This window comes from Arthrobacter sp. G.S.26 (genome assembly GCF_050847375.1).
Lineage (GTDB): Bacteria > Actinomycetota > Actinomycetes > Actinomycetales > Micrococcaceae > Arthrobacter.
Genome location: NZ_CP193752.1, coordinates 347,905 through 369,053, shown reverse-complemented (window position 1 = coordinate 369,053; position 21,149 = coordinate 347,905). Strand labels below are relative to the sequence as shown.

Annotated in this window: 20 protein-coding genes; 6 read left to right on the top strand and 14 right to left on the bottom strand. The window is 67.5% G+C overall.

The features are described 5' to 3' along the window. The first annotated feature begins 16 nt into the window (after nucleotides 1-16). Both ACRB8A_RS01780 and ACRB8A_RS01775 read left to right on the top strand, forming a co-directional pair. A complete protein-coding gene (locus ACRB8A_RS01780) occupies nucleotides 17-904 on the top strand; it encodes a carbohydrate ABC transporter permease (RefSeq protein ID WP_432245444.1) in 888 nt (295 codons plus the stop codon). Beyond that, nucleotides 904-1,824, top strand: a complete 921-nt coding sequence (locus ACRB8A_RS01775; RefSeq protein ID WP_056601552.1) for a carbohydrate ABC transporter permease — start codon at nucleotides 904-906, stop codon at nucleotides 1,822-1,824. The genes ACRB8A_RS01780 and ACRB8A_RS01775 overlap by 1 nt, the downstream gene beginning before the upstream one ends. On the opposite strand, the gene ACRB8A_RS01770 is transcribed toward ACRB8A_RS01775, so the two are convergent. From ACRB8A_RS01770 to ACRB8A_RS01750, 5 genes are all read right to left on the bottom strand, one after another. Next, nucleotides 1,821-4,079 carry a glycoside hydrolase family 78 protein gene (locus ACRB8A_RS01770; protein ID WP_432245443.1) on the bottom strand — a complete coding sequence of 753 codons (2,259 nt, stop codon included), beginning with the start codon at nucleotides 4,077-4,079 and terminating at the stop codon, nucleotides 1,821-1,823. The two genes, ACRB8A_RS01775 and ACRB8A_RS01770, sit on opposite strands and share 4 nt — an antisense overlap. Nucleotides 4,080-4,116: 37 nt before the next feature. Beyond that, nucleotides 4,117-5,112, bottom strand: coding sequence for an oligopeptide/dipeptide ABC transporter ATP-binding protein (locus ACRB8A_RS01765; protein ID WP_050684223.1), 996 nt, complete (start codon nucleotides 5,110-5,112; stop codon nucleotides 4,117-4,119). Next, on the bottom strand, nucleotides 5,109-7,166 hold the full coding sequence (locus ACRB8A_RS01760) for a dipeptide/oligopeptide/nickel ABC transporter permease/ATP-binding protein (RefSeq protein WP_050684222.1): 2,058 nt from the start codon (nucleotides 7,164-7,166) through the stop codon (nucleotides 5,109-5,111). Before ACRB8A_RS01760 ends, ACRB8A_RS01765 begins: the two co-directional genes overlap by 4 nt. Next, nucleotides 7,163-8,104: an ABC transporter permease gene (locus tag ACRB8A_RS01755; protein ID WP_432245442.1), complete on the bottom strand. Its 942-nt coding sequence runs from the start codon at nucleotides 8,102-8,104 to the stop codon at nucleotides 7,163-7,165. The genes ACRB8A_RS01760 and ACRB8A_RS01755 overlap by 4 nt, the downstream gene beginning before the upstream one ends. Nucleotides 8,105-8,166: 62 nt before the next feature. Next, a complete protein-coding gene (locus ACRB8A_RS01750) occupies nucleotides 8,167-9,723 on the bottom strand; it encodes an ABC transporter substrate-binding protein (RefSeq protein WP_285241106.1) in 1,557 nt (518 codons plus the stop codon). 224 nt (nucleotides 9,724-9,947) lie between these two features. Between ACRB8A_RS01750 and ACRB8A_RS01745 the strand changes: the two genes are divergently transcribed. Next, nucleotides 9,948-11,201, top strand: coding sequence for a glycoside hydrolase family 1 protein (locus ACRB8A_RS01745; protein WP_432245441.1), 1,254 nt, complete (start codon nucleotides 9,948-9,950; stop codon nucleotides 11,199-11,201). Between the two features lie 85 nt (nucleotides 11,202-11,286). Then, a complete protein-coding gene (locus tag ACRB8A_RS01740) occupies nucleotides 11,287-11,577 on the top strand; it encodes a hypothetical protein (RefSeq protein ID WP_056601572.1) in 291 nt (96 codons plus the stop codon). Here ACRB8A_RS01740 and ACRB8A_RS01735 read toward each other — a convergent pair. Then, nucleotides 11,562-12,314 carry a GAF and ANTAR domain-containing protein gene (locus ACRB8A_RS01735; RefSeq protein WP_432245440.1) on the bottom strand — a complete coding sequence of 251 codons (753 nt, stop codon included), beginning with the start codon at nucleotides 12,312-12,314 and terminating at the stop codon, nucleotides 11,562-11,564. The two genes, ACRB8A_RS01740 and ACRB8A_RS01735, sit on opposite strands and share 16 nt — an antisense overlap. Before the next feature lie 101 nt (nucleotides 12,315-12,415). On the opposite strand from ACRB8A_RS01735, the gene ACRB8A_RS01730 reads away from it, so the two are divergent. Next, entirely contained in the window at nucleotides 12,416-14,002 is a 1,587-nt protein-coding gene (locus tag ACRB8A_RS01730) for a carboxylesterase/lipase family protein (protein ID WP_432245439.1), read from the top strand. A 20-nt stretch (nucleotides 14,003-14,022) separates the two neighbouring features. Here the strand turns inward: ACRB8A_RS01730 and ACRB8A_RS01725 are convergent, their stop codons facing one another. Further along, complete coding sequence (locus ACRB8A_RS01725; protein WP_050684216.1) at nucleotides 14,023-14,463, bottom strand: SRPBCC family protein; 441 nt, start codon at nucleotides 14,461-14,463, stop codon at nucleotides 14,023-14,025. Nucleotides 14,464-14,610: 147 nt separating this feature from the next. On the opposite strand from ACRB8A_RS01725, the gene ACRB8A_RS01720 reads away from it, so the two are divergent. Then, on the top strand, nucleotides 14,611-15,063 hold the full coding sequence (locus ACRB8A_RS01720; protein WP_285241108.1) for a DapH/DapD/GlmU-related protein: 453 nt from the start codon (nucleotides 14,611-14,613) through the stop codon (nucleotides 15,061-15,063). On the opposite strand, the gene ACRB8A_RS01715 is transcribed toward ACRB8A_RS01720, so the two are convergent. The 7 genes from ACRB8A_RS01715 to ACRB8A_RS01685 all read right to left on the bottom strand — a co-directional run bounded on the left by ACRB8A_RS01715 (nucleotide 15,041) and on the right by ACRB8A_RS01685 (nucleotide 21,141). Next, on the bottom strand, nucleotides 15,041-16,120 hold the full coding sequence (locus ACRB8A_RS01715; protein WP_285241109.1) for a HoxN/HupN/NixA family nickel/cobalt transporter: 1,080 nt from the start codon (nucleotides 16,118-16,120) through the stop codon (nucleotides 15,041-15,043). The two genes, ACRB8A_RS01720 and ACRB8A_RS01715, sit on opposite strands and share 23 nt — an antisense overlap. Further along, nucleotides 16,120-17,079, bottom strand: a complete 960-nt coding sequence (locus ACRB8A_RS01710; protein WP_432245438.1) for an urease accessory protein UreD — start codon at nucleotides 17,077-17,079, stop codon at nucleotides 16,120-16,122. The genes ACRB8A_RS01715 and ACRB8A_RS01710 overlap by 1 nt, the downstream gene beginning before the upstream one ends. Then, complete coding sequence (gene ureG, locus ACRB8A_RS01705) at nucleotides 17,076-17,693, bottom strand: urease accessory protein UreG (RefSeq protein WP_050684213.1); 618 nt, start codon at nucleotides 17,691-17,693, stop codon at nucleotides 17,076-17,078. The genes ACRB8A_RS01710 and ureG overlap by 4 nt, the downstream gene beginning before the upstream one ends. A gap of 13 nt (nucleotides 17,694-17,706) precedes the next feature. Continuing rightward, nucleotides 17,707-18,375, bottom strand: a complete 669-nt coding sequence (locus tag ACRB8A_RS01700; protein ID WP_285241110.1) for an urease accessory protein UreF — start codon at nucleotides 18,373-18,375, stop codon at nucleotides 17,707-17,709. 186 nt (nucleotides 18,376-18,561) lie between these two features. Continuing rightward, the gene (gene ureE, locus ACRB8A_RS01695; RefSeq protein WP_050684211.1) at nucleotides 18,562-19,041 is read right to left on the bottom strand and encodes an urease accessory protein UreE; all 480 of its coding nucleotides are present in this window, start codon (nucleotides 19,039-19,041) and stop codon (nucleotides 18,562-18,564) included. A 16-nt stretch (nucleotides 19,042-19,057) separates the two neighbouring features. Next, nucleotides 19,058-20,803, bottom strand: coding sequence for an urease subunit alpha (gene ureC / locus ACRB8A_RS01690; protein ID WP_050684210.1), 1,746 nt, complete (start codon nucleotides 20,801-20,803; stop codon nucleotides 19,058-19,060). Then, nucleotides 20,800-21,141: an urease subunit beta gene (locus tag ACRB8A_RS01685; protein ID WP_050684209.1), complete on the bottom strand. Its 342-nt coding sequence runs from the start codon at nucleotides 21,139-21,141 to the stop codon at nucleotides 20,800-20,802. Before ACRB8A_RS01685 ends, ureC begins: the two co-directional genes overlap by 4 nt. Between the last annotated feature and the right edge of the window lie 8 nt (nucleotides 21,142-21,149).

Here is a 21,149-nt window from a genome sequence, read left to right as displayed (position 1 = left end):
ACAGAAAGAACAGGCGATGACAGCAACAACACTTACCCCCCGCCCCAAACGCAAAGTGGAGAAGATCTACTACGCGTTCCTCGTCCCGAGCCTGGTGCTCTTCACCCTCTCCATCACATTGCCGGCCATCATCGGCATCTTCTTCAGCTTCACCAACTCCATCGGGTTCGGCGACTGGGACTTTGTAGGCCTGATCAACTACGTTGCCCTGTTCTCCGACCCCGCCGTCCTGGCCAGCTACCTGTTCACCTTCGGTTTCGCGGCCGTGACGGTGGTCCTGGTGAACGTCCTGGCCTTCCTCCTGGCGGTGGGGCTCACCGCCAAGATCAGGCTGAAGACCAGCCTGCGCGCGGTCTTCGTGATCCCCATGGTCATCTCCGGCATCATCATCGCCTACGTCTTCAACTTCCTGTTCTCCAACTCGCTGCCGGAAGTGGGGCAGGCGGCCGGCGTGGGCTGGCTGAGTGAAAGCATCCTGGCCAATCCTGAGCTGGCCTGGATCGGCGTCGTCCTGGTCACCACCTGGCAGGCCATTCCCGGAACGCTGCTGATCTACATCGCCGGCCTCCTGGCAATCCCCGGCGACGTTTATGAGGCCGCCGACCTGGACGGCGCCGGCAAGTTCGCGCAGCTGGTCCGGATCACGCTGCCCCTCGTGGCCGGCTACATCGTGATCAACGTCCTGCTGGGCTTCAAGAACTTCCTTAACGCCTATGACGTGATTGTGGGTCTCACCAACGGCGGCCCCGGCACCGCCACCCGGAGCATCCCCATGACCATCGTCACCGGGTTCACCGGCGGCGACTACGCCTACCAAATGGCCAACGCCGCCATGTTCTTCATCATCGTGGTGGCCATTTCCCTGCTCCAGCTCCGGATCACCCGCGGAAGGAACGCGCTCTGATGACCATCCTCAACACCCCCGCCATCGAGGGCGCCGAAACCGCGACGGCCGCCGGCACCAAGGCACCCCGCCGCGCCGCAGCGTCACCCCGGAGCCGGGGCGACAAGGCCAACTGGCCACTGACCACCATCCTGGTGCTATGCGCGCTGACCGTTGTGGTGCCGCTGTACGTGACCATCTCCATGGCGTTCAAAACCCAGGCGCAGGCAGTGGACGGCAACGCTTTCTCCCTGCCCGCACCGTTCAGCCTCGAAGGCTTCACCACCGCCTGGAACCTGACCAACTTCCCTGCAGCCTTCGCCGTCACCGTCCTCATCACGGCCGGCACCGTCGCCGGTACCGTCATCCTGGGCGCCCTCGCCTCGTTCGCCATTTCCCGGAACTGGGACCGCAAACTGTTCCGGTATTCGTTTTTCTACCTTCTGGCTGCGATGTTCATCCCGTTCCCCGTGGTGGCGCTCCCCCAGATCCAGCTGACCGGCCTGGTGGGCCTGGACAACCCCGCCGGCGTGGTCCTGCTGCACATCATGTTCCAGCTCAGCTTCAGCATCCTGCTGTTCACGGCGTTCCTCCGTTCCATCCCGGCGGAACTGGAGGAGAGCGCCAGGATCGACGGCGCCAGCACCTGGCAGACGTTCTGGCAGCTCATTTTCCCGCTGCTGGCGCCCATGAGCGCCACCGTGGGGATCTTCGCCTTCCTGGCCTCCTGGAACGACTTCATGATGCCGTCGCTGATCACCTCGGACCCCGCCCTGCAGACCCTCCCAGTGGTGCAGAGCATCTTCCAGACGCAGTTCAGCAACAACTACAACGTGTCCTTCGCGTCGTACCTGATGGCCATGGCGCCGGCCATCATCGTCTACCTGTTCTGTCAGCGCTGGGTCATGGAAGGTGTCACGCAGGGCGCCGTCAAGGGCTAAAACACGTGGCTGCCGCCCTGGACGGTGAACCGTTCCCGGTCCGGCAGGTCGACGTCGGCGCTCACGCCGGCCGGGACGGTGGCCTCCACGGCCAGCCGGCCGTCCACCATCCGCCAATCAACCCGGACCTGTCCCGCGGGCGTCGCGAGGCTGGTCCGGGCCCAGTCGATGCCGGCGCCGGGCTGCGGGGCAATGAGGATCCTGGCGTAGCCCGGCTCCAGCGGCCTGATGCCGCCCACCACCTTGTGCATCCAATCCGCCACGGCCCCCAGGGCGTAGTGGTTGAAGCTGGTCATCTCGCCGGGGTTGATGGATCCGTCCGGAAGCATCGAATCCCAGCGTTCCCACACCGTGGTGGCACCCATGGTCACGGGGTACAGCCAGGACGGGCACTGCTCCTCCAGGAGGAGCCGGTACGCGTCTTCCAGGTGGCCGGTGTCCGTGAGCGCGTGGGTGATGAACGGCGTCCCGGCGAATCCGGTGGACACGCGGTAGCCGTTCTTCCGGACCAGCTGGGCCAGGCGGTTGCCGGCGAAGTCGCGCAGTTCCGGGGTTTCCAGCACGTCGAACGCGATGGCCAGCGCGTACACGGTGCTGCAGTCGCTGTGGATGGTGCCGTCAGCGGCCACGTAGTACTTGGCGAACGACCTCTGCACGCGAGCCGCGAGCGCTTCGAAGTACTCCGATTCCTCCGGTTTGCCCAGCAGCCGGGCCGTTTCCGCAGTGATCCGGGCCGTCCGGTACAGGCAGGCGGTGGCCACCACACCGGTGTCGGCCTTGGCAGCCCACGGCTGGTCCGGCGCGGCGTCCGGGTCCAGCCAGTCGCCGAACTGGAAGCCCTGGTCCCACAGCCCTTCGGGGGACAGCAGCGTTTCCACCCGGCGGGTGTGTGAGGCCATCGAGGCGTACTGGTTCCGCAGCACGCCGAGGTCGCCGTAGGCTTCCCACAGCGCCCACGGCACCCAGACTGACGCTTCGCTCCACAGGGCGGAGGACTCGGGTTTGGGGAATTCGGGCGGCTGGGGGCAGTACTTCAGCGCGTCAGGTACGGTGATGGGGACCAGCCCGTCCGCGGCTTCCTGCTCCGCGGCGAGGTCCAGCAGCCAGTCCTGCAGGAAGCCCCGCACGTCGTAGAGGAACGCGGCGGTGGGGGCGAACACGCCGATGTCGCCGGTCCACCCAAGCCGTTCGTCCCGCTGCGGGCAGTCGGTGGGCAGGTCGAGGAAGTTCCCGCGCAGCCCCCACACGATGTTGCTGTGCAGCTGGTTCACCAACGGGTTGGAGCATTCGAACTCACCGATCCGCTCCAGCTCCGAGTGCACCACCACGGCTTCGAGCGAATCCGTGGTGAGGGTGCCGGGCCAGCCCGTGACCTCGGTGTAGCGGAACCCGTGGAATGTTTTGGTGGGCTCGAAGAAGTCGCTGCCACCGGAGAGGATCAACGTGTCCGCCGCCTTGGCTGAGCGGAGCGGCCGGACCCCCAGTTCACCGTCTTCAAGGACCTCTGCGTGCCGCAGGGTGATCGCGGCGCCGGCCTCGCCCTGGACGGTGAACCTCAGCCAGCCCACCAGGTTCTGGCCGAAGTCCACCAACGTTTTGCCGGTCGGTGAGGTAAGGATTTCCACGGGACGGACGACGCCGGTACGCACCACGGGCGGGCCAACCGGCGTTGCCAGCCGGCCGGCGTCGAACGCCAGGGTCCGCACGCCGGCCCACCCGCCGTCGGACGCTGCCGCGAAACCGGGAGCCGACCAGCCTGGCTGGACCCGGCGGGCGTCCACAACCTGCCCGTCATAAAGGTCGTTGAACGTGGTGGCGGACGGGCCTGCCTGCCAGGTGTCATCGGAGGCGACGGTCTGGACGTGGCCGTCCGCGAAGGTGATGTCCAGCTGGCCGAAAAACCCCAGCTCACTGCCGTACAGGTTGGACTCGCCATGCCAGGCCAGCCGGCCGCGGTACCAGCCGTTCCCCAGTTCCACGCCGAGGACGCTCTCCTGTCCCAGCAGGGCAGTGACGTCGTAGCTGCGGTAGCGGAGCCGCCATTCGTAGGAGCTCCAGCCCGGGCTCAGGACGTCATCCCCCACCGGGCTGCCGTTGATGAAAGCCTCGTAGACGCCGAAGGCGGTGGCCCGGAGGGTGGCTGAGGCCACGGCGCCGTGGCCCGTGTCCAGGGCGAACTCCTTCCGGAGCCGCGGGGCGCCGTCGAACTCCTGGGTGGGCGTGATCATGGCAGCCTGCCACGGGGTCGAAGTCATGGGGATCCGTTCTGAAAGATTTGTGGGAAAGAGGAGGTCACGCATAGTGGCATGCTACGTCCGCGCCGCCCACCCGGCGCAGGGCCGGGCGCTCGTCGCGGCAAAGATCCGTGGCGAGGGGGCAGCGCAGCCGGAACGGGCATCCGCCGGGCCCGGGAGTGGCTGCCGCGCCGGTGCGGATGCCCAGTGATTCGCGAGCCTCGCGGCGGGCGGCCTGTTCGGCGGGGCGGGGTACGGGCGAGGCCGCCACGAGCGCCTGCGTGAAGGGGTGCCGCGGGTTGCCGGTGACCTCATCGGCGGGGCCGTTTTCCATCACCTGGCCGCGGTAGAGGACCACCACCCGTTCGGCGAGGAACCGGACCACGGCGATGTCGTGGGCGATAAAGAGGTAGCTCAGGCCCCGCTCGTCCCGGAGGTCGGCGAGGAGGTTCAGCACCTGGGCCTGGGTGGAAAGGTCCAGCGCGCTGACGGCCTCATCGCAGACCACCAGCTTGGGATCGCAGATCAGGGCCCGGGCCACGGAGATCCGCTGGCGCTGGCCGCCGGAAAACTGGCTGGGGTACCGGTCCACGGCGTCCCGCGGCAGGCCAACGCGTTCCAGCATGTCTTCCGCCTTGCTCCGGGCTTCCGCCGCTGCGGTGCCGCGGAGCTTGAGTGGTTCCATCAGGGAAGCGCCCACGGTGTTGCGCGGGTTCAGGGAAGAGTTGGGGTCCTGGAAGACGGCCCGGAGTTCCCCGCCAAGCGCGCGGCGCTGGCCGGGCCCGGCGGCGGTGATGTCCGTGCCCTGGTAGGCGATGGATCCGCCGGAGACCTTCTGCAGGCCCAGGATGGCTTTGCCGATGGTGGATTTGCCGGAGCCGGATTCCCCCACCAGGCCCACGGTTTCGCCGGGCGCGATGTCGAAGCTGACGCCATCGACGGCTGCCGGCGAAGCCGCGGCTTTCCGGCCGCGGCCGTAGCGGACCACAAGGTCCTTGACCGCCAGCATGGGCGCCGTGGTGGTGCCGGTCCGGGCCGGTGTTTCGATGCTCATGCCAGGTCCTTTTCGGTGACGTTCAGCTGTTTCGGGGACAGGTCCAGCAGCCGGTGGGGTGCCACGTCGGTGGCCACCCAGTCCAGGCCTTCGACGGCAAGTTCGTCCGCCTTGACGCACCGGACCAGGCCGGAGCCGGTTCCGGAGGACAGCAGCGGAACCGGAGCCAGGCACGCCGAGCCGGCAAACTGGCAGCGGGCCGCGAAGCGGCAGCCGGAGGGCCAGTCCTTGGGCTGCGGGACCTGGCCTTGAATCGTGGCGAGGCGCTCGGGCATGTCCGTGTGGTTGGCGTGCGGGTCGGCGGCGAGCAGCGCGAGGGTGTACGGGTGCCGCGGATCATCGAGGATGTCGGCCGTCCGGCCGTTTTCCACCACCTGGCCGGCGTACATCACTGCCACCTGGTCGCAGATGTCCGCCACCACACCAAGGTCGTGCGTCACCATCACCACGGACATCCCCGTTTCCTTGACCAGGCCCCGGAGCAGGGAGAGAATCTCGGCCTGGACGGTGACGTCCAGGGCGGTGGTGGGCTCGTCTGCCACCAGCAGCCGGGGTTTCCCGGCCAGGGCCAGGGCGATTGCAACGCGCTGGGCCATGCCGCCGCTGATCTGGTGCGGGTAGGTTTTCAGGATCCCGGCGGCGTCCACGATGCCCACCTTCTCCAGCAGGCTGAGGGCTTCGGCGCGGGAAGCGTTCCGGCCCATGCCGCGGAGCCGCCGGATGGTGGCGGTGAGCTGGTAGCCCACGGTGAACATGGGGTCCAGCGCCCGCATGGGTTCCTGCGAGATCAGGGCGATGTCCCGGCCGCGGATGCCTTCCATTTCCTTGTCCGTGGCGGCGGCAAGGTTCATGCCGTTCCAAAGGATCTGGCCGCCGGCTGCAGATACGCCGGAGGGCAGCAGGCCCAGGAGCGCCAGCGCGGTCATGGTCTTGCCGCAACCGGATTCGCCCACCAGGCCCAGGACGGTGCCCTGCTCGACGTCGAAGGAGACGTCCGTGACCAGGCGGACACCGTTGTCCACACCTACGGAGAGGTTGCGGACGCTGAGGAGGCCCTTCGCCAGGCCGTCCGGCGCGTCGGCGGCGCCCGCGGCGGACACTGCCTTGGCCCGTTGGCGGCGCGCTGCGGCGGAGGGCAGGTGGGAGGCGGCCGCGTTGGGCGCCTTGCCCAGGGCGTTGCCGATCGCGTTGGCGGCCAGCACTGTCAGTGCCAGCACCACGCCGGTGGGGACCATCATCCATGGCGCGTCATAGACGTGCTGGGAAGCGCCCTGGATCATGCCGCCCCAGCTGGGCTCGGGGATGGGCGGGCCAAAGCCGATGAACGCCAGGCCTGCCTGGATGAGCATGCCGACGGCGAAGATCAGCGCGGCCTGGACCACAATGGTGTTGACCAGGCCCGGGAACACGTGGCGGAGGCTGATGCCCAGGGCACCCATGCCGTCCACCTTGGCGGCATCCACGTAGAGCTGGGACTGCAGGGACTTCGCCTGGCCCAGCATCACCCGGTAGATGCCGGCGGAGATCAGGACACCCAGGATGGCCATGATGAGGGGGATGTTGGTGCCCACGGCGCCGATCACTGCCAGGATGATGACGGTTCCCGGCAGGGACATCATGACTTCCGTGACGCGGCTGATGACCGCCTCGGCGCGGTCGCCCGCCCCGGCCGCAGCCATCGCAAGGATGGTCCCGAGGCCGACGCCCACCAGCACCGTGATCATTGAGGTCCCCAGGGTGCCGGCGGCGGCAGCGAAAATGCGGCTGAGGATGTCGCGGCCCAGTTCGTCGGTGCCCAGCCAGTGCGCGGCGGTGGGGCCGGACAGGACGGCGGTGAAATCCTGGTCCTCGGTCCGGAACGGCAGCCAGAGCGGCGCCGTCAGGGAGGCGGCCACTATGGCGGCCAGCCAGATGAGCCCGGCCACGGCGCCCGGCGAGGCGAAAAGCCGGTGCCGGGAGAACCTGGTGAGGGCTGCCTTTCCGGGGGTGCCCGCCGGGGCAAGGGCCGGCGTCGCGGTGGAATCTGCTGGGGCGGGGGCAACGTTGGGGATCATGAGGCACGCAACTTCGGGTCGAGGAACTTGGTGGCGAGTTCCAGCACCAGGTTGACGGCGACCACCACCACGGTGGCGATCACCACCACGCCCTGGACGGCGGGGGCGTCGTGGGTGCTGACGGAGGTCTGGACGGCCTGGCCAAGGCCCGGCATGGCGAACAGCTGCTCGGCGATGACCGAGCCGCCGAACAGGCCGATGAACTGCAGCGCGATCCCGGCCACGATGGGCAGGGAGGCGTAGCGCAGGGCGTGGACATAGAGGATTTTCCAGGTGGGTGTGGCCGTGGCGCGGAGCGTCCGGATGTGTTCCTGCTGCAGGGCCTCGAGCATGGAGGCCCGGGTCTGCCGGGCGATGAACGCCGCCCCGCCCACGGCCAGGGTGATGACCGGCAGGGCCAGGGACAGCGCCCAGTCCTGCGGGGAAACCTCGAACGGGACGTAGCCGGTGGCGGGGAAGACGGAGGACTGGACGGCGAAGAGGTACACAAAGATGATGCCGATCCAGAACGCCGGCAGGGCCACGAGGAGCCCTACAAACCCGCCGATCAGCTGGTCCAGCAGGCCGCCGCGGACGGCGGCTGTGACGCCCAAAGCGATGCCCAGGACGGCGCTGAGCAGTGTGGCGCCGGCGGCGAGGGAAGCGGTGACCGGCAGGCGGGACGCCAGGTCCGCACTGACGGACCGGCCGTCAATCAGCGAGGTGCCCAGGTTGCCCTGGGCCGCGTCGCCCAGCCAGCGGAAGAACTGGCTGAACAATGGATCGGACCAGCCGAGGCGCTGGTTCACCTCATCGATGGCTTCCTGTGAGGCGCCGGCGCCCAGCGAAACCGCTCCGGGACTGCCGGGCATCGCGTGCACCAGCAGGAATGCCAGTACCGCAACCACCAGCACGGTGGCCAGCGCCATCAACAGGCGCTTGGCGACGAACAATGCCATGGTGACCTCCGTTGGTCAGGCCGGGCGCGGCTTCAGCAGAAGCCGCGCCCGGCGGGGTTGTGTCAGTTGGTGGGCTTGAAGGACGAGAGCAGCGGGTAGGAGTTGGAGCCTGCGAACTCCACTTCCGAGACCTTCTTGGTGTTGTAGCCCCAGTTGGAGAGGGACTCGAACAGCGGGATCATCCAGCCGGACTCCACCAGGCGGGTGTTGAGCTTGGTCAGTGCCGTCTTCCGGGCAGCGTCGTCCTTGGCAGCGGCAACCTCTCCGGTGGCGGCGGACAGCTGGTCATCGGTGGCCTTCTGGACGTTGGTGAAGCCGTTCAGGATGGCCCCGTACATCAGGCCCAGCGGGTTGTCCCAGGTCAGCGGTGCGTAGCCCAGCGGGGTGGTGGCGACGGCGGCGAATGCCTCGTCCGTGGAGGCGGCCATCTTCACGTTCATGGTGATGCCCACGGCAGCGAGGTCCTTCTGGATGGCCTGCAGGTCGGTCTGGGTCTGGGCGCCGGCGATGATGGTGAACTCGAAGCCGTTGGCGTAGCCGGCTTCCGCGAGCAGGCTCTTGGCCTTTTCCGGGGAGTAGGCAAACCGGGTATCCAGCTCCGTGGTGAAGCCGGCGGAATCCTTGGGCAAAGCGTTCCAGGCCGGGACGTCACCCTTGTGGAGCGCGTCCACCAGGGCTTTGCGGTTGATGGCGTACTGAATGGCCTGCCGGACTTTCTCCTCCGCGAAGGCGGGAGCAGTCTTGCCGGTCTTGTCGAAGGAAATCATGGTCTGGACGGTGCCGCCGATCTGCGACACCCCCACGCCCTTGGACTTGGCGAAGTCCACCGTGGGAGAGGTCAGCTGGGCCACGTCGGCCTGGCCGGAGACCAGTGCGTTGGCGCGGGCCTGCGGGTCCAGGATGACGCTGAAGACGATCTTGTTGTAGGCGTAATCGGCGGCGTCGGCATTTTTGTCGTTTTTGACCAGCACGTACTTGTTGCCCTTAACTGTGCTGGCATCAAGGGTGTAGGGGCCGGAGCCGTCCGGCTTGGTGGCCAGGCTGGCGGAGTCGGCCACGCCCGTCTTGCCAACGATCATGCCCATGGTGGAGGTCAGGTTCTTCTCGAAGCCCGGCTGGGCCTTGGCGAAGGTGATGGCCACCTGGGTGGGGCTGACGACGTCGACACTGCTGATTTCCTGCGCCCCGCCCTTGGCGATGGCTGAGTAGGTGCTCAACGCGGCGTCCGTGCGGCGGTCCAGGTTTGCCTTGACCAGGGCGGCGTCCAGGGTGGAGCCGTCGGTGAAGGTGACACCTTCCTTGAGGGTCAGCGTCAGTACAGTGCTGTCCGCGTTGTATTCGAAGGCGGACGCCAGGCCGGGGCCGGCGGAGCCGTCCGGCTGCAGGTCCAGGAGAGTGTCGTAGAGTCCTTCCATAAACTGGCGCTGGGCGTCAGCCACCCGGATGGGGTCGTAGCCGAACGACGCGGAGTCGCTCTCCACGCCGATGGTCAGGGTGGTTTTGTCAACGGCCGTGTTGGCAGTCTGGGTGCCGCCGCCACAGGCAGCCAGGGAACCCATCAGCAGGGCGCCGGCCAGGACGGCGGCGCTCCCCCGGCTCTTGGTGGTCTGAAGTCTCATTGGTGCGCCTTCGCATTCGTGTTGGACAACGGAGAAAGTAAACGTGTGGTGTGCCGGCAGCTGCCTGGCTCCCCTCAAGGATCAGCCGCAGCGAATTCCCGCGGACATGACAATGTCATTGATTGAAAATGTATTGTGGCGCCGGTCACGCCGGGCCGGAGGATGGATAAAAGGGCAGCGACGCCCGGCGCCCGTCAGCGGGCGCCCCTTACGAAAGGATCAACATGGCCACCCAATCCCAGTTCCCGCAGGACTTCCTCTGGGGCGTAGCCACCGCCGGCCACCAGGTGGACGGCGGCAACGTCAACAGCGACGCCTGGTTCCTGGAACACCTGCCGGGAACGTCCTTCGCGGAGCCGTCCGGCGATGCGATCGACCACTACCACCGCTACCGTGAGGACATCGCCCTGATCGCCGGGCTGGGCTTCACCAGCTACCGCTTCTCACTGGAATGGGCCCGGATTGAACCCGCCGAAGGGCTCTTTTCCGTCGCGGAACTGGAGCACTACCGGCGGGTCCTGCTGGCCTGCCACGAGCACGGCCTCACACCGGTGGTCACGTTCCACCACTTCACCTCCCCCCGGTGGCTGCTGCAGGCCGGTGGCTGGGAGGACTCCCGCACCCCTGAACTCTTTGCCCGTTACTGCGACCGGGTCATGGCCCACCTGGGTGATTTGATCGGCGTGGCCTGCACCCTGAACGAACCCAACCTCGGCCCCCTCCTGGCGAACTTCGGCCTTCCGGTGGCAGCCCCCGGGCAGCGCGGCTCCCTGCCCATGTGGGTCTCTGCCGGCGAAAAGCTGGGCATCCCTGCGGAGCAGGTCTCCTACTTCCAGTTCGCAGCCTCTGAGGCGGCCTTCGAGGTGGGCGTCGCCGCGCACCGGGCCGGAACGGCCGCCATCAAGGCCCACCGGCCGGACCTGCTGGTGGGCTGGACCCTTGCCAACTCGGACATCCAGTCCGTGGACGGCGGCGCCGAACGGGCCGACCAGGTGCGCCGGGACGTCAACGAACGCTTCCTGCTGGCCTCGCGGGGCGACGACTTTGTGGGGATCCAGACCTACGGGCGGACGGTATTCAGCGCCGGGGGCCTGGCGCCGGCTCCGGCCGGCGCCCCGACCAACCAAAGCGGTGAGGAAATTTATCCGCAGGCTCTCGAAGCCACCATCCGGGAGGCTGCCCGGGTGGCAGGGGTTCCCGTGATCGTCACGGAGAACGGGCTCTCCACCGATGACGACGCCCAGAGGGTGGCATACCTTGAAACCGCGGTGGCCGGGGTAGCGTCCTGCCTCGCGGACGGGATCGATGTCCGAGGGTATATCGCCTGGTCAGCGTTTGATAACTACGAATGGATTTTCGGGTACGGGCCCAAGTTCGGCCTCATTGCCGTGGACCGGACCACCCAGCAACGCACCCCCAAGGAGAGCGCGCGCTGGCTGGGCCGGATGGCCCGGGACCAGGTGTCGCAGCCGGTCTGAAAAAAGTTTGGAAGTCCACCCATCCATCGGCCCGTCCGCTCCGAATGCCTTGCGATCTACACTTTCCAAGACTGAGGACGGGACCATGGATGAGGCGGACCAGCAGGTACTGACCGGCGGTGTCATCACCGAACACGGCCTGGATCCGACGCACCTTTGGCTGGAATACATCGCTTTGGGTGGCGATGCCCCGGAACAGGACCTCCGGTCCTACCTGGCGGGTAACCTGAAGCTGCCCGCCAAGGACAGGGACGCCCTGGCGCAGGCCATCAACGAGCACTGCGCAGCCAACAGCCTGCTGGGCAGGGTGCCGCTCAGCGATTTCCCATTGGCCGGCCGGCCCACGGATTTCCAGGATCCCTACTCGTCGAAGTAGGTAATGACCCGGCCTTCACCGGCCACTGAGGTGATGACCGCTCCCGCAACGTCCCGGAGTTTCAGGTTGCGGCTGTTGGAGGCGTTCAGCAGCACCCGGAACGCCGAATCCTGGTCGCACTTGTTTTGGGCCATGATGGCGCCGGTGGCAAGGTCAATCACGGTGCGGGACTGCATGGCGGCGCTCATGCCGTCACGGGTCTCGCGCAGTTTGGTCATCCGCAGCGCCAGGGTGAGACCCTTGGATGCCTGGGCCACAAAACCTTCGGCCCGCTCAAAGCCGCCGTCGGCGAACCCATCCCGGCGCCTGCTGTAGATGCTGACCAAGCCGGTGGCGTCGTCGTCGAGCTGCAGTGGCAGGCAGAGGACAGAAGCGATCCCCTGCCGGCGGGCCGCGCCGGCATAATCGGGCCACCGCTCTTCCAGGGACAGGTCCGGGCTCAGGACGCCGGCGCCTGAACGGTCCGCGTCCACCCCCGGCCCGTCGCCGTTCCTGCCTTCCAGGAGCATCAGGAGCCGGGCACGCGGATCGCTTCCCACCACCACCAGGGGCTTTTTGGGGCGGGCCAGGCTGATCCCGCACCAGAGGCCGCACTCCGGGGTCCCCAGCGCGGTGGCCGCATGACCGGCGATAGCTGCGAGGAGGCCCTCGGCATCGGTGTCGGCAAGGACCAGGTCCTGCACATGCGCCGCCACAGCAGCAAACAGCCCGCTGTCCGGGCATTCGGCGTCAGCCAAGAATTTTCCCCTCCGTCTTTAAGGAAAGCCACATCACTATGGCCGCTCACTGCCAAACGGTGACTCCACCCTACCCGCGGCCACCCCGTAACGTGGCACCCATGAAGCTTGCCCACACGCAGCAGGGAACTGTCCAAGGCACCACGGCCACTGTGGACGGCACCCTGGTCCACCGGTTCCTCGGGATTCCTTACGCCGGGCCCACCGGCGGGCAGCGTTTCCGTCCGCCGGTTCCCGCGCCTGCCTGGCCGGGCATCAGGGACGCCGCCGGCCCCGGCCCCGCCGCGCCACAGAACCCCGACCTGCAGGCACCGCCGGGCTCCACGCCCAGGCGTTGGAGCGAGGACTGCCTCAACGTCAACGTGTGGACGCCGGAATCCGGGGCCGGGTCTGACCGACCAGTGCTGGTGTGGGTCCACGGCGGCGCTTACCTCAGCGGCGCCAACAGCGATGCCATGTACGACGGCGGCGCCCTGGCTGCCGCCGCGGGTGCCGTTGTGGTGGCCGTCAACTACCGGCTGGGTGCGCTGGGTTTCCTGCATCTGCCGGAGCTGTTGGGCCCTGAGTACGCCGATTCGTCCCACGTTGGCCTGCTGGACATCCTGGCAGCGCTGCGCTGGGTGCGCCGGAACATTGCCGGTTTCGGCGGCGACCCGCAGAACGTGACCGTCTTTGGCGAGTCCGCAGGCGCCGCAGCCATCGGCACCGTGCTGGGCATGCCGGCGTCGGACGGTCTTTTCCGGCGGGCCGTGATGCAGAGCGGCACGGCCGAGCGGTACCGCACCCCGGCGGATTCCGCGCGGCTCACCACGGAATTCCTGGCCTTGTGCGGCCTGGACGGCGGGTCCGCTGCCGGACTGCTGGATTTGCCGGTGGCGGAGCTCCTTGCGGCGCAGGAAAAGCTGGTGCAGCGCACGGCAGCGTCGTCATATGCCGTGCCGCTGCCGTTCCAGCCCACGGTGGGCACGCCGGCCCTGCCACGGCCGCCGCTGGAGGCGGTCCGGGCCGGGCTGAACGGCGGGGTTGACCTGCTGATCGGGACCAACCTGAATGAAGGCTCCTTCAGTGTGCAACTGCGGCCCGACAACCCGTCCGGACCCGCGTTCACTGATCGGGTGGCATCCGTTCTGGCCGGCGCGGGAATCCCGCGTGCCCACGCCGCGGGCTACGCCGAAGCGCTGGGCCGGGTCCATGCTGCGGCCCCCGGCGCTGCACCCGCACCCGACGGGAAGGTGCTGCTGGAGGCCGCTATCGCGGACTCGGTGTACCGCCAGCCCAGCAACCGCCTGCTGGCCGCCCGGGAGGAGTGGGCCGGCAGTGCTGCGGCCGGCACTGTCCCTGGCCGGAACCATGCGTACCTGTTCACCTGGCCCAGCCCTGCCATGGGCGGCCGGCTGGGCTCCTGCCATGCGTTGGAGATCGCCTTTGTGTTCCGGCACCTCAACTCACCGGAGTCGGCATTCCTCACCAGGGGCACGGCACCGCAGGCCCTTGGCGACACGATGAGCTCCGCGTGGGCAGCCTTCGCCGCGACGGGGATCCCGGTGCTGCCCGGAGCGGAGTGGCCGGAATACGGGGCCCAGCGCGCCACCGTGGTCCTCGATACCGACGTCAGCGTGGCGTTCGACCCGCGCCGGGAGATCCGCGAATTTTTCGAGGCGGCGACCGCCGGGCAACTGGAAGGTTAAGCGGCCCGGCTCAGCGGGACTCAGGCACCGGCCAGGGAGTTGAGTTTGTCCCGGATTCCGTCCAGCGCCGGGTCCCGGAGCGACATAAATGCCGGTTTCAGGAGTGGCTGGATGATTTTGGCCGGGCCGTTGATGCTGAACTCGGCCTTGTAGTCCACCACGGACCCGGTGCCGGCGGGCCGGACCTCGATGGTGTCCAGCGCCGTGACGGTCTTGTTGTGGCCGCGGAGCTTGATATGGCCCTCGGAAAGTTCAATCACAACATACTCGAGTGACTGCCGCTTTCCCCGGAACTCGGCCTCTGCGTGGTACTTGTGGCCCACTGCCACCGGGCCGGGTGTCAGCTTGTCCATGACCGGCGTGCTGGGGTCCCACTGGCTGGTGTTCTCGAACTCGCTCAGGAAGGCAAAGGCCTTATCCGCGGACAGTTTGGTTTCAACGCTTCCGGCAACAGTGATCATGGCTCCAGTCTAGGAAGCCCGTCGCAGGAAACACAGACCCCCCGCCGTGGGGCCGGACACCGGAAAACGTTGCCGTCCCGGGAATCCTTCACGGTTCCGGACCGTTAACTGAGAGTCTGGTACGCCATTGAATGGACAAGGAAGTACATGAACGCCAAATTTGAATCAGTGGAAGACGACGCCGGCAAGATCACCCGGTACGCCCGGCATGCCAACGGCGGCGGGCTTGTTGCGCCCGGCGCGATGGTGGCCGAAAGCGCGCACATCGGCGCCATGGCCTATGTGGAGCAGGGCGCCCGCGTGGGATCGGGCGCCAGGATCGGCGCCGGCAGCTGGATCGGCCGCGACGCTGAGATCGGCGACCGGGCCGTGGTGGGCGCCGGCGTCCGCGTGGGCCAGGGGTCGATCGTCGGGAACCGGGCACAAGTGGGCAGCCACTCCCGGATCGGCGCCGGAGTGCTGATCGGGCACGGCGTGCACCTGGTGGCGGATGCGACAGTGCCGGACGGCGGCCGGGTCACGTTGCGCCGGTCGGCACCCCGGCAGGCAGCGGCCACCCTGCAGCACCGCTCCCAGGTCAAGGACGGGATGGCCGCCTGAGCCATGCGGCCGGGGAGTTTCCGGAGCGGCCCAGCAACGCCGCCGCAGCCCACACGGCCAGCAGCAGGGCCACCAGGAGCAGGCCCGCTTCGCCCAGGTCGATCGACCCCAGCCATCCGGTCAGCGGATCGTCCAGGGCAAACGCGGCGTCGAAGAAGCCGCCCAGCGTGATCACGGCGATGAACAGGGCCGAGACGGCTGAAATGCCGGTCACCGCGGCGTTGAAACCCAGTTTGCGCTGCGGGTCATCAAGCGCGGACCGGTACATCCGCATCATCGCCACTCCGTTGAGGGAGTCGCAGAGGGTCATCGCGGCCGTGAAAGCGAGCGGCAGGGCCAGCAGGGCGATGGGTGGTACCCCGGCCAGGGACGCGGCAGTGGTCATCATCAGCAACCCGATGGTCGTGGCGGTGTCGAACCCCAGCCCGAACAGGAATCCGATCACGTAGATGTTCCGTGGCCGCCGCACCCTGGCCAGCGGCCGGGCCAGGAGCTTCGCCACGAGGCCCGCGGGCTCCAGGTCGCGCGCCTCAATGGCGCCCCCGGCCCGGGCCCTGCGGTAGGCGCGCGCGGAGCGGGTGAACGCTGATCCGTTGAACAGGCCCATGGCCAGCAGGAACAGGCCCGAGACGCCGCTCCCGATCAACCCGAGCACCAGGTTGCCGGTTGTCCCCTCCTGCATGGATTCGCCCACCGCGGCGGCGCCCGCGATTACCAGGATCCCCGCAAGGGTAACCACCGAGCTGTGTCCCAGGCTGAACGCGAAGCCGACACTGACCGGGTCCTGGCGCTGCGCCACGAACTTGCGGGTGGAGTTGTCGATCGCAGCCAGGTGGTCCCAGTCGTAGCTGTGCTTGACGCCGGCCAGGTAGGCGGTGAGCAGCAGGCCCAAGGTGAGGACCTGCCCGCCGGGCGCGCCGCCGCCGCCCACCAGCAACAGCACAACGGCGGCAACATGAAGCAGGGCCACGGCGCCGAAGGTAAACATCAGCCGGGTCCGGATGGGCAGGGCTTCCCGCTCGCGGTAGAAGGTGGCGAGGTGGGTCATGGCGGTCATCAGTGCTTCCTCAGGTTCAGGGGTTCCTGTCCGTGCCAGCGCGCACGGAGCAGGTTGGTGCAGGCAGCGAGCAGCCGGTTGAGCTCACCGGTACTGTCAGACAAGGCCCGCAGCACCAGGCCCGTGGTTCCCGCCACGGTCCGGGTGAGTGAGACACCGGCCAAGGCGTCGAACCCGGCGGTGAGCAGGTGCAGCTCGTCGGCGAGCGCCTGGTCAACCCGGGCGTCCACCACCACAAGGGAGCCCAGATGGCTGAAGCCTTCCATAAAGCCCAGGCCCGTGACGTCGCGTGCCGGCGGCTGGATCAACAGGTTATCGAGCAGCAGAAGTTCCAAGCCGCCGTCGTCAGCCAGGACCCGCACCTCGTTCCGGAGCCGGACTTCCTCGTAGCCGAACGCGGCGCCGTCCGGCGACCAGCCAGGGGTCACCACCTCGGCCATCACCAGGGCCGACGACGGCCGAACCGTAAACGCGGAATGTTGCCGGTAGCTGGCCTCGCGGTAGGCGATCAGCTGGTCCGGCATCAGCTCCAGCCTGGCGCCCTCCCCCAGCCGCACAGCCATCCGCTGCTCGGCAAACGACCCGGGAGTCCGGTAAACCTTGGTAGCCGACTGAGTGGTCAGCAAAAGATCAGCCCCGGCCCGGACCTCAACATCCAGCAAAAATAGGTCAGCCCCAAGGTAAGCCCCACCAGGATTCACAACGACGTAGCAAACCTGCCCGGAGCCATCAAGGTAATGCGGCCGCAACACGCGAAGAGCACCTCGATGGTACTGACTGGACGCGATCGACCTTCCTCCGCGCATCTCGATGCCCAGCTCCAGTTGACCCCTCGCCGGGCGCTTAGCGGCCGCGGATGAAGGGGGCCGCGGCGTGGCGGGCACCGCGGAGCGGGCACGGCGCCCTTCATCCGCGGGCGCCGCCCAAGGTGAGTCAACGACGGAACTGCCGGTGCTCATGTCGCGAGGTCGAGCATCAGGACGTCGCGCCGCACCCATTCGATGACGGCGTCCAGGCCTTCGTCGGTTTTGAGGTTGGTGAAGCAGAAGGGTTTGGCGCCGCGGAACTCGCGGGAGTCCCGCTCCATGACGTTGAGGTCCGCGCCGACGTGGGGGGCCAGGTCGGTTTTGTTGATGATGAAGAGGTCGGACTTGATCATGCCCTGGCCGGCTTTGCGGGGGATCTTTTCGCCCTGGGCCACGTCGATGATGTAGATCGAGAAGTCCACCAGTTCGGGGCTGAAGGTGGCGGAGAGGTTGTCACCGCCGGATTCAACGAAGATGACCTGCAGGTCGGGGTGGCGGGCCTTGAGCTCCTCGATGGCCGCGGTGTTCATGGAGGTGTCTTCGCGGATGGCGGTGTGGGGGCAGCCGCCGGTTTCCACGCCGATGATGCGGTCCACGGGGAGGATGCCGTTGGCGGCCAGGATTTTGGCGTCCTCGATGGTGTAGATGTCGTTGGTGATGGCGGCCATGGAAATGTCGCCGCTCATGTGCCGGGTGAGGCGCTCCACCAGCTGGGTTTTGCCGGCGCCCACCGGTCCGCCGATGCCGATTTTGATGGGTTCACTCATGGGTTTCCTCCTGCTAGCTCATGAACATCCGGGCACGTTGACGCTCGTGCCGCATTTGAAAAATTTCCAGGCCGGGACTGACGGCGCCGAAGTCGTCAGGTGTGAGGTGCTTGACGCGTTCGACGGCGGCAGCAACGCCGTCGGCCGCCTCCCGCAGGAGCCGCTGCCCGGCGTTCTGGCCCAGCGGGATGGCGCGGACGGCATTTTGCGTCAGCGACGTCACCGTGGCGAAAAGGTAGGCGGCCAGCGCCTCCGCCAGCGGCACGTCCAGGGAGCGGGCGACGACGGCGAACGCCAGCGGCTGGTGCCCCACCGCGCGGCCGCCGCCCACCAGGTCCCGGTACAGCGCCAGTTCAGCGGAAGGAAAGATTTCGCCGCCGATTTCCAGAAGCCGGCCGCCCATCTTGGCGCTGGCCTCCCGGACCTGCCGCGGCAGCAGCGAAGCGGACAACAGCGAATCCAACTCCGCAACATTCCACCCCTCATACAAAAACCGGATGGCCAACCCATCGGAATAAGTCAGCGACTGTGAAATAAACGCCCCAAGCCAGGCCCCAAAGGAAGCCTCATCCCAAACAAGCTCCCGGTCCAAATAAGCCTCAAACCCCAAAGAGTGGGCAAAAGCCCCGGTAGGAAGGGCAGAGTCAGTGAGCTGCTGAAGGGCCAGCTGATAATCGCTCACTGAACCACCGCCAAAGGTGAGGAACGTAAGCGACGCGAGGGAAATGGGGCCGCGGCGTGGCGGGCACCGCGGGGGGCCCACTGCCGCGAGGGCCCCGACCCGAGCTTGCGAGGGTTGGGAGCGGCTGGGGACGGGCACGGCCCCATATCCCTCGCGGCGTCCCAAGCCGCCGGAAAGCGGAAAGACCTAGTGACTGTGCTCAGCATGGCGGAATGGCACGGGCAGAACGCGTTCCTGCCGGGAGTATGGCACGCCGACGTGGAGCAGGTAGTCCTCGACGGTGTGGTCGTAGGCGCACACCATGACCTCGGCCGCGTAGTCGGAGGTCGAGTCGAAGAACTGGGCCTGGAGGTGGCGGTTGCCCAGGGAATGGGCCACCACGCCCATCTCGTGGAGGGTGCGGGGTGCGATGACCAGCACGTCGGTGGGCAGGACGGAGACAACAATCAGGTTGTTGCCGGAGACGTGCAGGATGTCGCCGTCGCGCAGGTCCCCGGATCCGGAGGGCAGCCGGATGCCGAGTTCCTTGCCGTGGTCGGTGGTGGCGCGCTGGATGCGTTTGACCAGCTGCGCGCTGGGCAGCACCACTTTTTCGTGGTGCAGGCCGGCGTAGGTGTGTGGGTCGGGGAGTTCGTGCAGGTTGCCGAGGACTTTTTCGATGATCATGCGGGGGCTCCCGGGGTTAGAAGAGGAAGTATCGCTGCGCCATGGGCAGCACGTCGGAGGGCTCGCAGGTGACGTCCTCGCCGTCGACCGTCACCTGGTACGTTTCCGGGTCCACCTGGATGTCGGGGGTGGCGTCGTTGTACTTGAGGTCGGCTTTGGTGAGGGTGCGGATGCCGGAGACCGGCCGGATGACCTTTTCCAGGCCCAGCTCCGCGGGGACGCCGGCGTCGATGGCGGCCTGGGACAGGAAGGTGATGGAGGACTGCTGCAGGGCTTTCCCGAAGGTGGCAAACATGGGCCGCATGGTGCGCGGCTGAGGGGTGGGGATGGAGGCGTTGGCGTCACCCATCAGGGCATAGGCAATCTGCCCGCCTTTGAGGACCAGTTCAGGTTTGACGCCGAAAAATGCTGGATCCCACAGGACCAGGTCAGCGAATTTGCCTTCCTCCACGGAACCCACGGAGTCGGCGATGCCCTGGGCGATGGCGGGGTTGATGGTGTATTTCGCCACGTAACGCTTGAGCCGGAAGTTGTCGCTTTCCGCGCCCAGGCCCGCAGCGGCGCCGTGGGCTCCGCCGGCGGGGTCCTTGAGCACGCCGCGCTGCTTTTTCATCTTGTCCGCCACCTGCCAGGTGCGGGTGATCACCTCGCCCACCCGGCCCATGGCCTGCGAGTCGGAGGAGGTGATGGCGAAGACGCCCAGGTCCTGCAGCACGTCCTCGGCGGCAATGGTTTCGGCGCGGATGCGGGAATCGGCGAAGGCCACGTCCTCCGGGATGTCCGGGTTCAGGTGGTGGCACACCATCAGCATGTCCAGGTGCTCTTCGATGGTGTTGCGGGTGTACGGCAGGGTGGGGTTGGTGGAGGCGGGCAGGACGTTGGGCATGCCGGCGATTTTAATGATGTCGGGGGCGTGGCCGCCGCCGGCGCCTTCGGTGTGGAAGGTGTGGATGACCCGGCCGCCGATGGCCCGGATGGTGTCCTCCACAAACCCGCATTCGTTCAGGGTGTCGGTGTGGATGGCCACCTGGACGTCGTACTGGTCCGCCACGGTCAGGGACATGTCGATCGAGGACGTGGTGGAGCCCCAGTCCTCGTGGACTTTCAGCCCGATCGCGCCGGCCCGGATCTGCTCGGCGAGGGGTTCGACGGCGGACGCGTGGCCTTTGCCGAACAGCCCGATATTGATGGGCAGTCCCTCCGCCGCCTGCAGCATCCGCTGGATGTGCCATTTACCGGGGGTCACGGTGGTGGCTTTGGTGCCTTCGGCCGGGCCGGTGCCGCCGCCGATCATGGTGGTCACGCCGCTGGTGAGGGCGGTGGGGACCTGGTCCGGGGAGATGAAGTGGATGTGGGTGTCCACGCCGCCGGCGGTGAGGATTTTCCGTTCCCCGGCGATGATCTCGGTGCTGGCGCCGATCACAATGTCCACGCCGTCCGTGATCTGCGGGTTGCCGGCCTTGCCGATTTTGAGGATGTGGCCGTCCTTGAGAGCAATATCCGCTTTGTAGATTCCGGTGCTGTCCAGGATCACGGCGTTGGTGATCACGGTGTCCGGGACGTCCTCATCGCGGGTGGCCTGGCCGTTCTGGCCCATGCCGTCGCGGATCACTTTCCCGCCGCCAAACACCACCTCCTCGCCGTAAACGGTGCGGTCCTGCTCGATTTCGAGGAACAGTTCGGTGTCCGCCAGGCGGATCCGGTCGCCGGTGGTGGGCCCGTACAGGTCGGCGTATTGCCGGCGGGGAATCTCGAAGCTCATGCGGGTTCCTTCACGGTTCCGGGCCGGCCGCCGTCGAGCGGGCCGTTGACGGCGTTGCTGAGCCCGAACACCTCGCGTGCGCCGGCCAGGGCGATCAGCCGGACGGTCCGTGAGTCCCCGGGTTCGAACCGTGCGGCGGTGCCGGCGGGGATGTCCAGGCGGCGGCCGTATGCTGCCGTGCGGTCGAAGGTGAGGGCGGCGTTGGCTTCGGCGAAGTGGAAGTGCGAGCCAACCTGGACCGGCCGGTCGCCGGTGTTGACCACCTGCGCCTCCACCGCATCCCGGCCGGCGTTTGCTGTGACCGGCTCAGGCCGGAGGATGTACTCTCCTGGAATCATGGCGGTGC

Bases quoted from the DNA above. Each gene is read 5' to 3' on its own strand.
- ACRB8A_RS01765 (WP_050684223.1), bottom strand. From the start codon at position 5,112: ATGAGCATCGAAACACCGGCCCGGACCGGCACCACCACGGCGCCCATG.
- ureE (WP_050684211.1), bottom strand. From the start codon at position 19,041: ATGATCATCGAAAAAGTCCTCGGCAACCTGCACGAACTCCCCGACCCA.
- ACRB8A_RS01745 (WP_432245441.1), top strand. From the start codon at position 9,948: ATGGCCACCCAATCCCAGTTCCCGCAGGACTTCCTCTGGGGCGTAGCC.
- ACRB8A_RS01725 (WP_050684216.1), bottom strand. From the start codon at position 14,463: ATGATCACTGTTGCCGGAAGCGTTGAAACCAAACTGTCCGCGGATAAG.
- ACRB8A_RS01755 (WP_432245442.1), bottom strand. From the start codon at position 8,104: ATGGCATTGTTCGTCGCCAAGCGCCTGTTGATGGCGCTGGCCACCGTG.
- ACRB8A_RS01760 (WP_050684222.1), bottom strand. From the start codon at position 7,166: ATGATCCCCAACGTTGCCCCCGCCCCAGCAGATTCCACCGCGACGCCG.
- ACRB8A_RS01715 (WP_285241109.1), bottom strand. From the start codon at position 16,120: ATGACCGCCATGACCCACCTCGCCACCTTCTACCGCGAGCGGGAAGCC.
- ACRB8A_RS01685 (WP_050684209.1), bottom strand. From the start codon at position 21,141: ATGATTCCAGGAGAGTACATCCTCCGGCCTGAGCCGGTCACAGCAAAC.
- ureC (WP_050684210.1), bottom strand. From the start codon at position 20,803: ATGAGCTTCGAGATTCCCCGCCGGCAATACGCCGACCTGTACGGGCCC.
- ACRB8A_RS01730 (WP_432245439.1), top strand. From the start codon at position 12,416: ATGAAGCTTGCCCACACGCAGCAGGGAACTGTCCAAGGCACCACGGCC.
- ACRB8A_RS01750 (WP_285241106.1), bottom strand. From the start codon at position 9,723: ATGAGACTTCAGACCACCAAGAGCCGGGGGAGCGCCGCCGTCCTGGCC.
- ACRB8A_RS01775 (WP_056601552.1), top strand. From the start codon at position 904: ATGACCATCCTCAACACCCCCGCCATCGAGGGCGCCGAAACCGCGACG.
- ACRB8A_RS01770 (WP_432245443.1), bottom strand. From the start codon at position 4,079: ATGACTTCGACCCCGTGGCAGGCTGCCATGATCACGCCCACCCAGGAG.
- ACRB8A_RS01780 (WP_432245444.1), top strand. From the start codon at position 17: ATGACAGCAACAACACTTACCCCCCGCCCCAAACGCAAAGTGGAGAAG.
- ACRB8A_RS01740 (WP_056601572.1), top strand. From the start codon at position 11,287: ATGGATGAGGCGGACCAGCAGGTACTGACCGGCGGTGTCATCACCGAA.
- ACRB8A_RS01720 (WP_285241108.1), top strand. From the start codon at position 14,611: ATGAACGCCAAATTTGAATCAGTGGAAGACGACGCCGGCAAGATCACC.
- ureG (WP_050684213.1), bottom strand. From the start codon at position 17,693: ATGAGTGAACCCATCAAAATCGGCATCGGCGGACCGGTGGGCGCCGGC.
- ACRB8A_RS01710 (WP_432245438.1), bottom strand. From the start codon at position 17,079: ATGAGCACCGGCAGTTCCGTCGTTGACTCACCTTGGGCGGCGCCCGCG.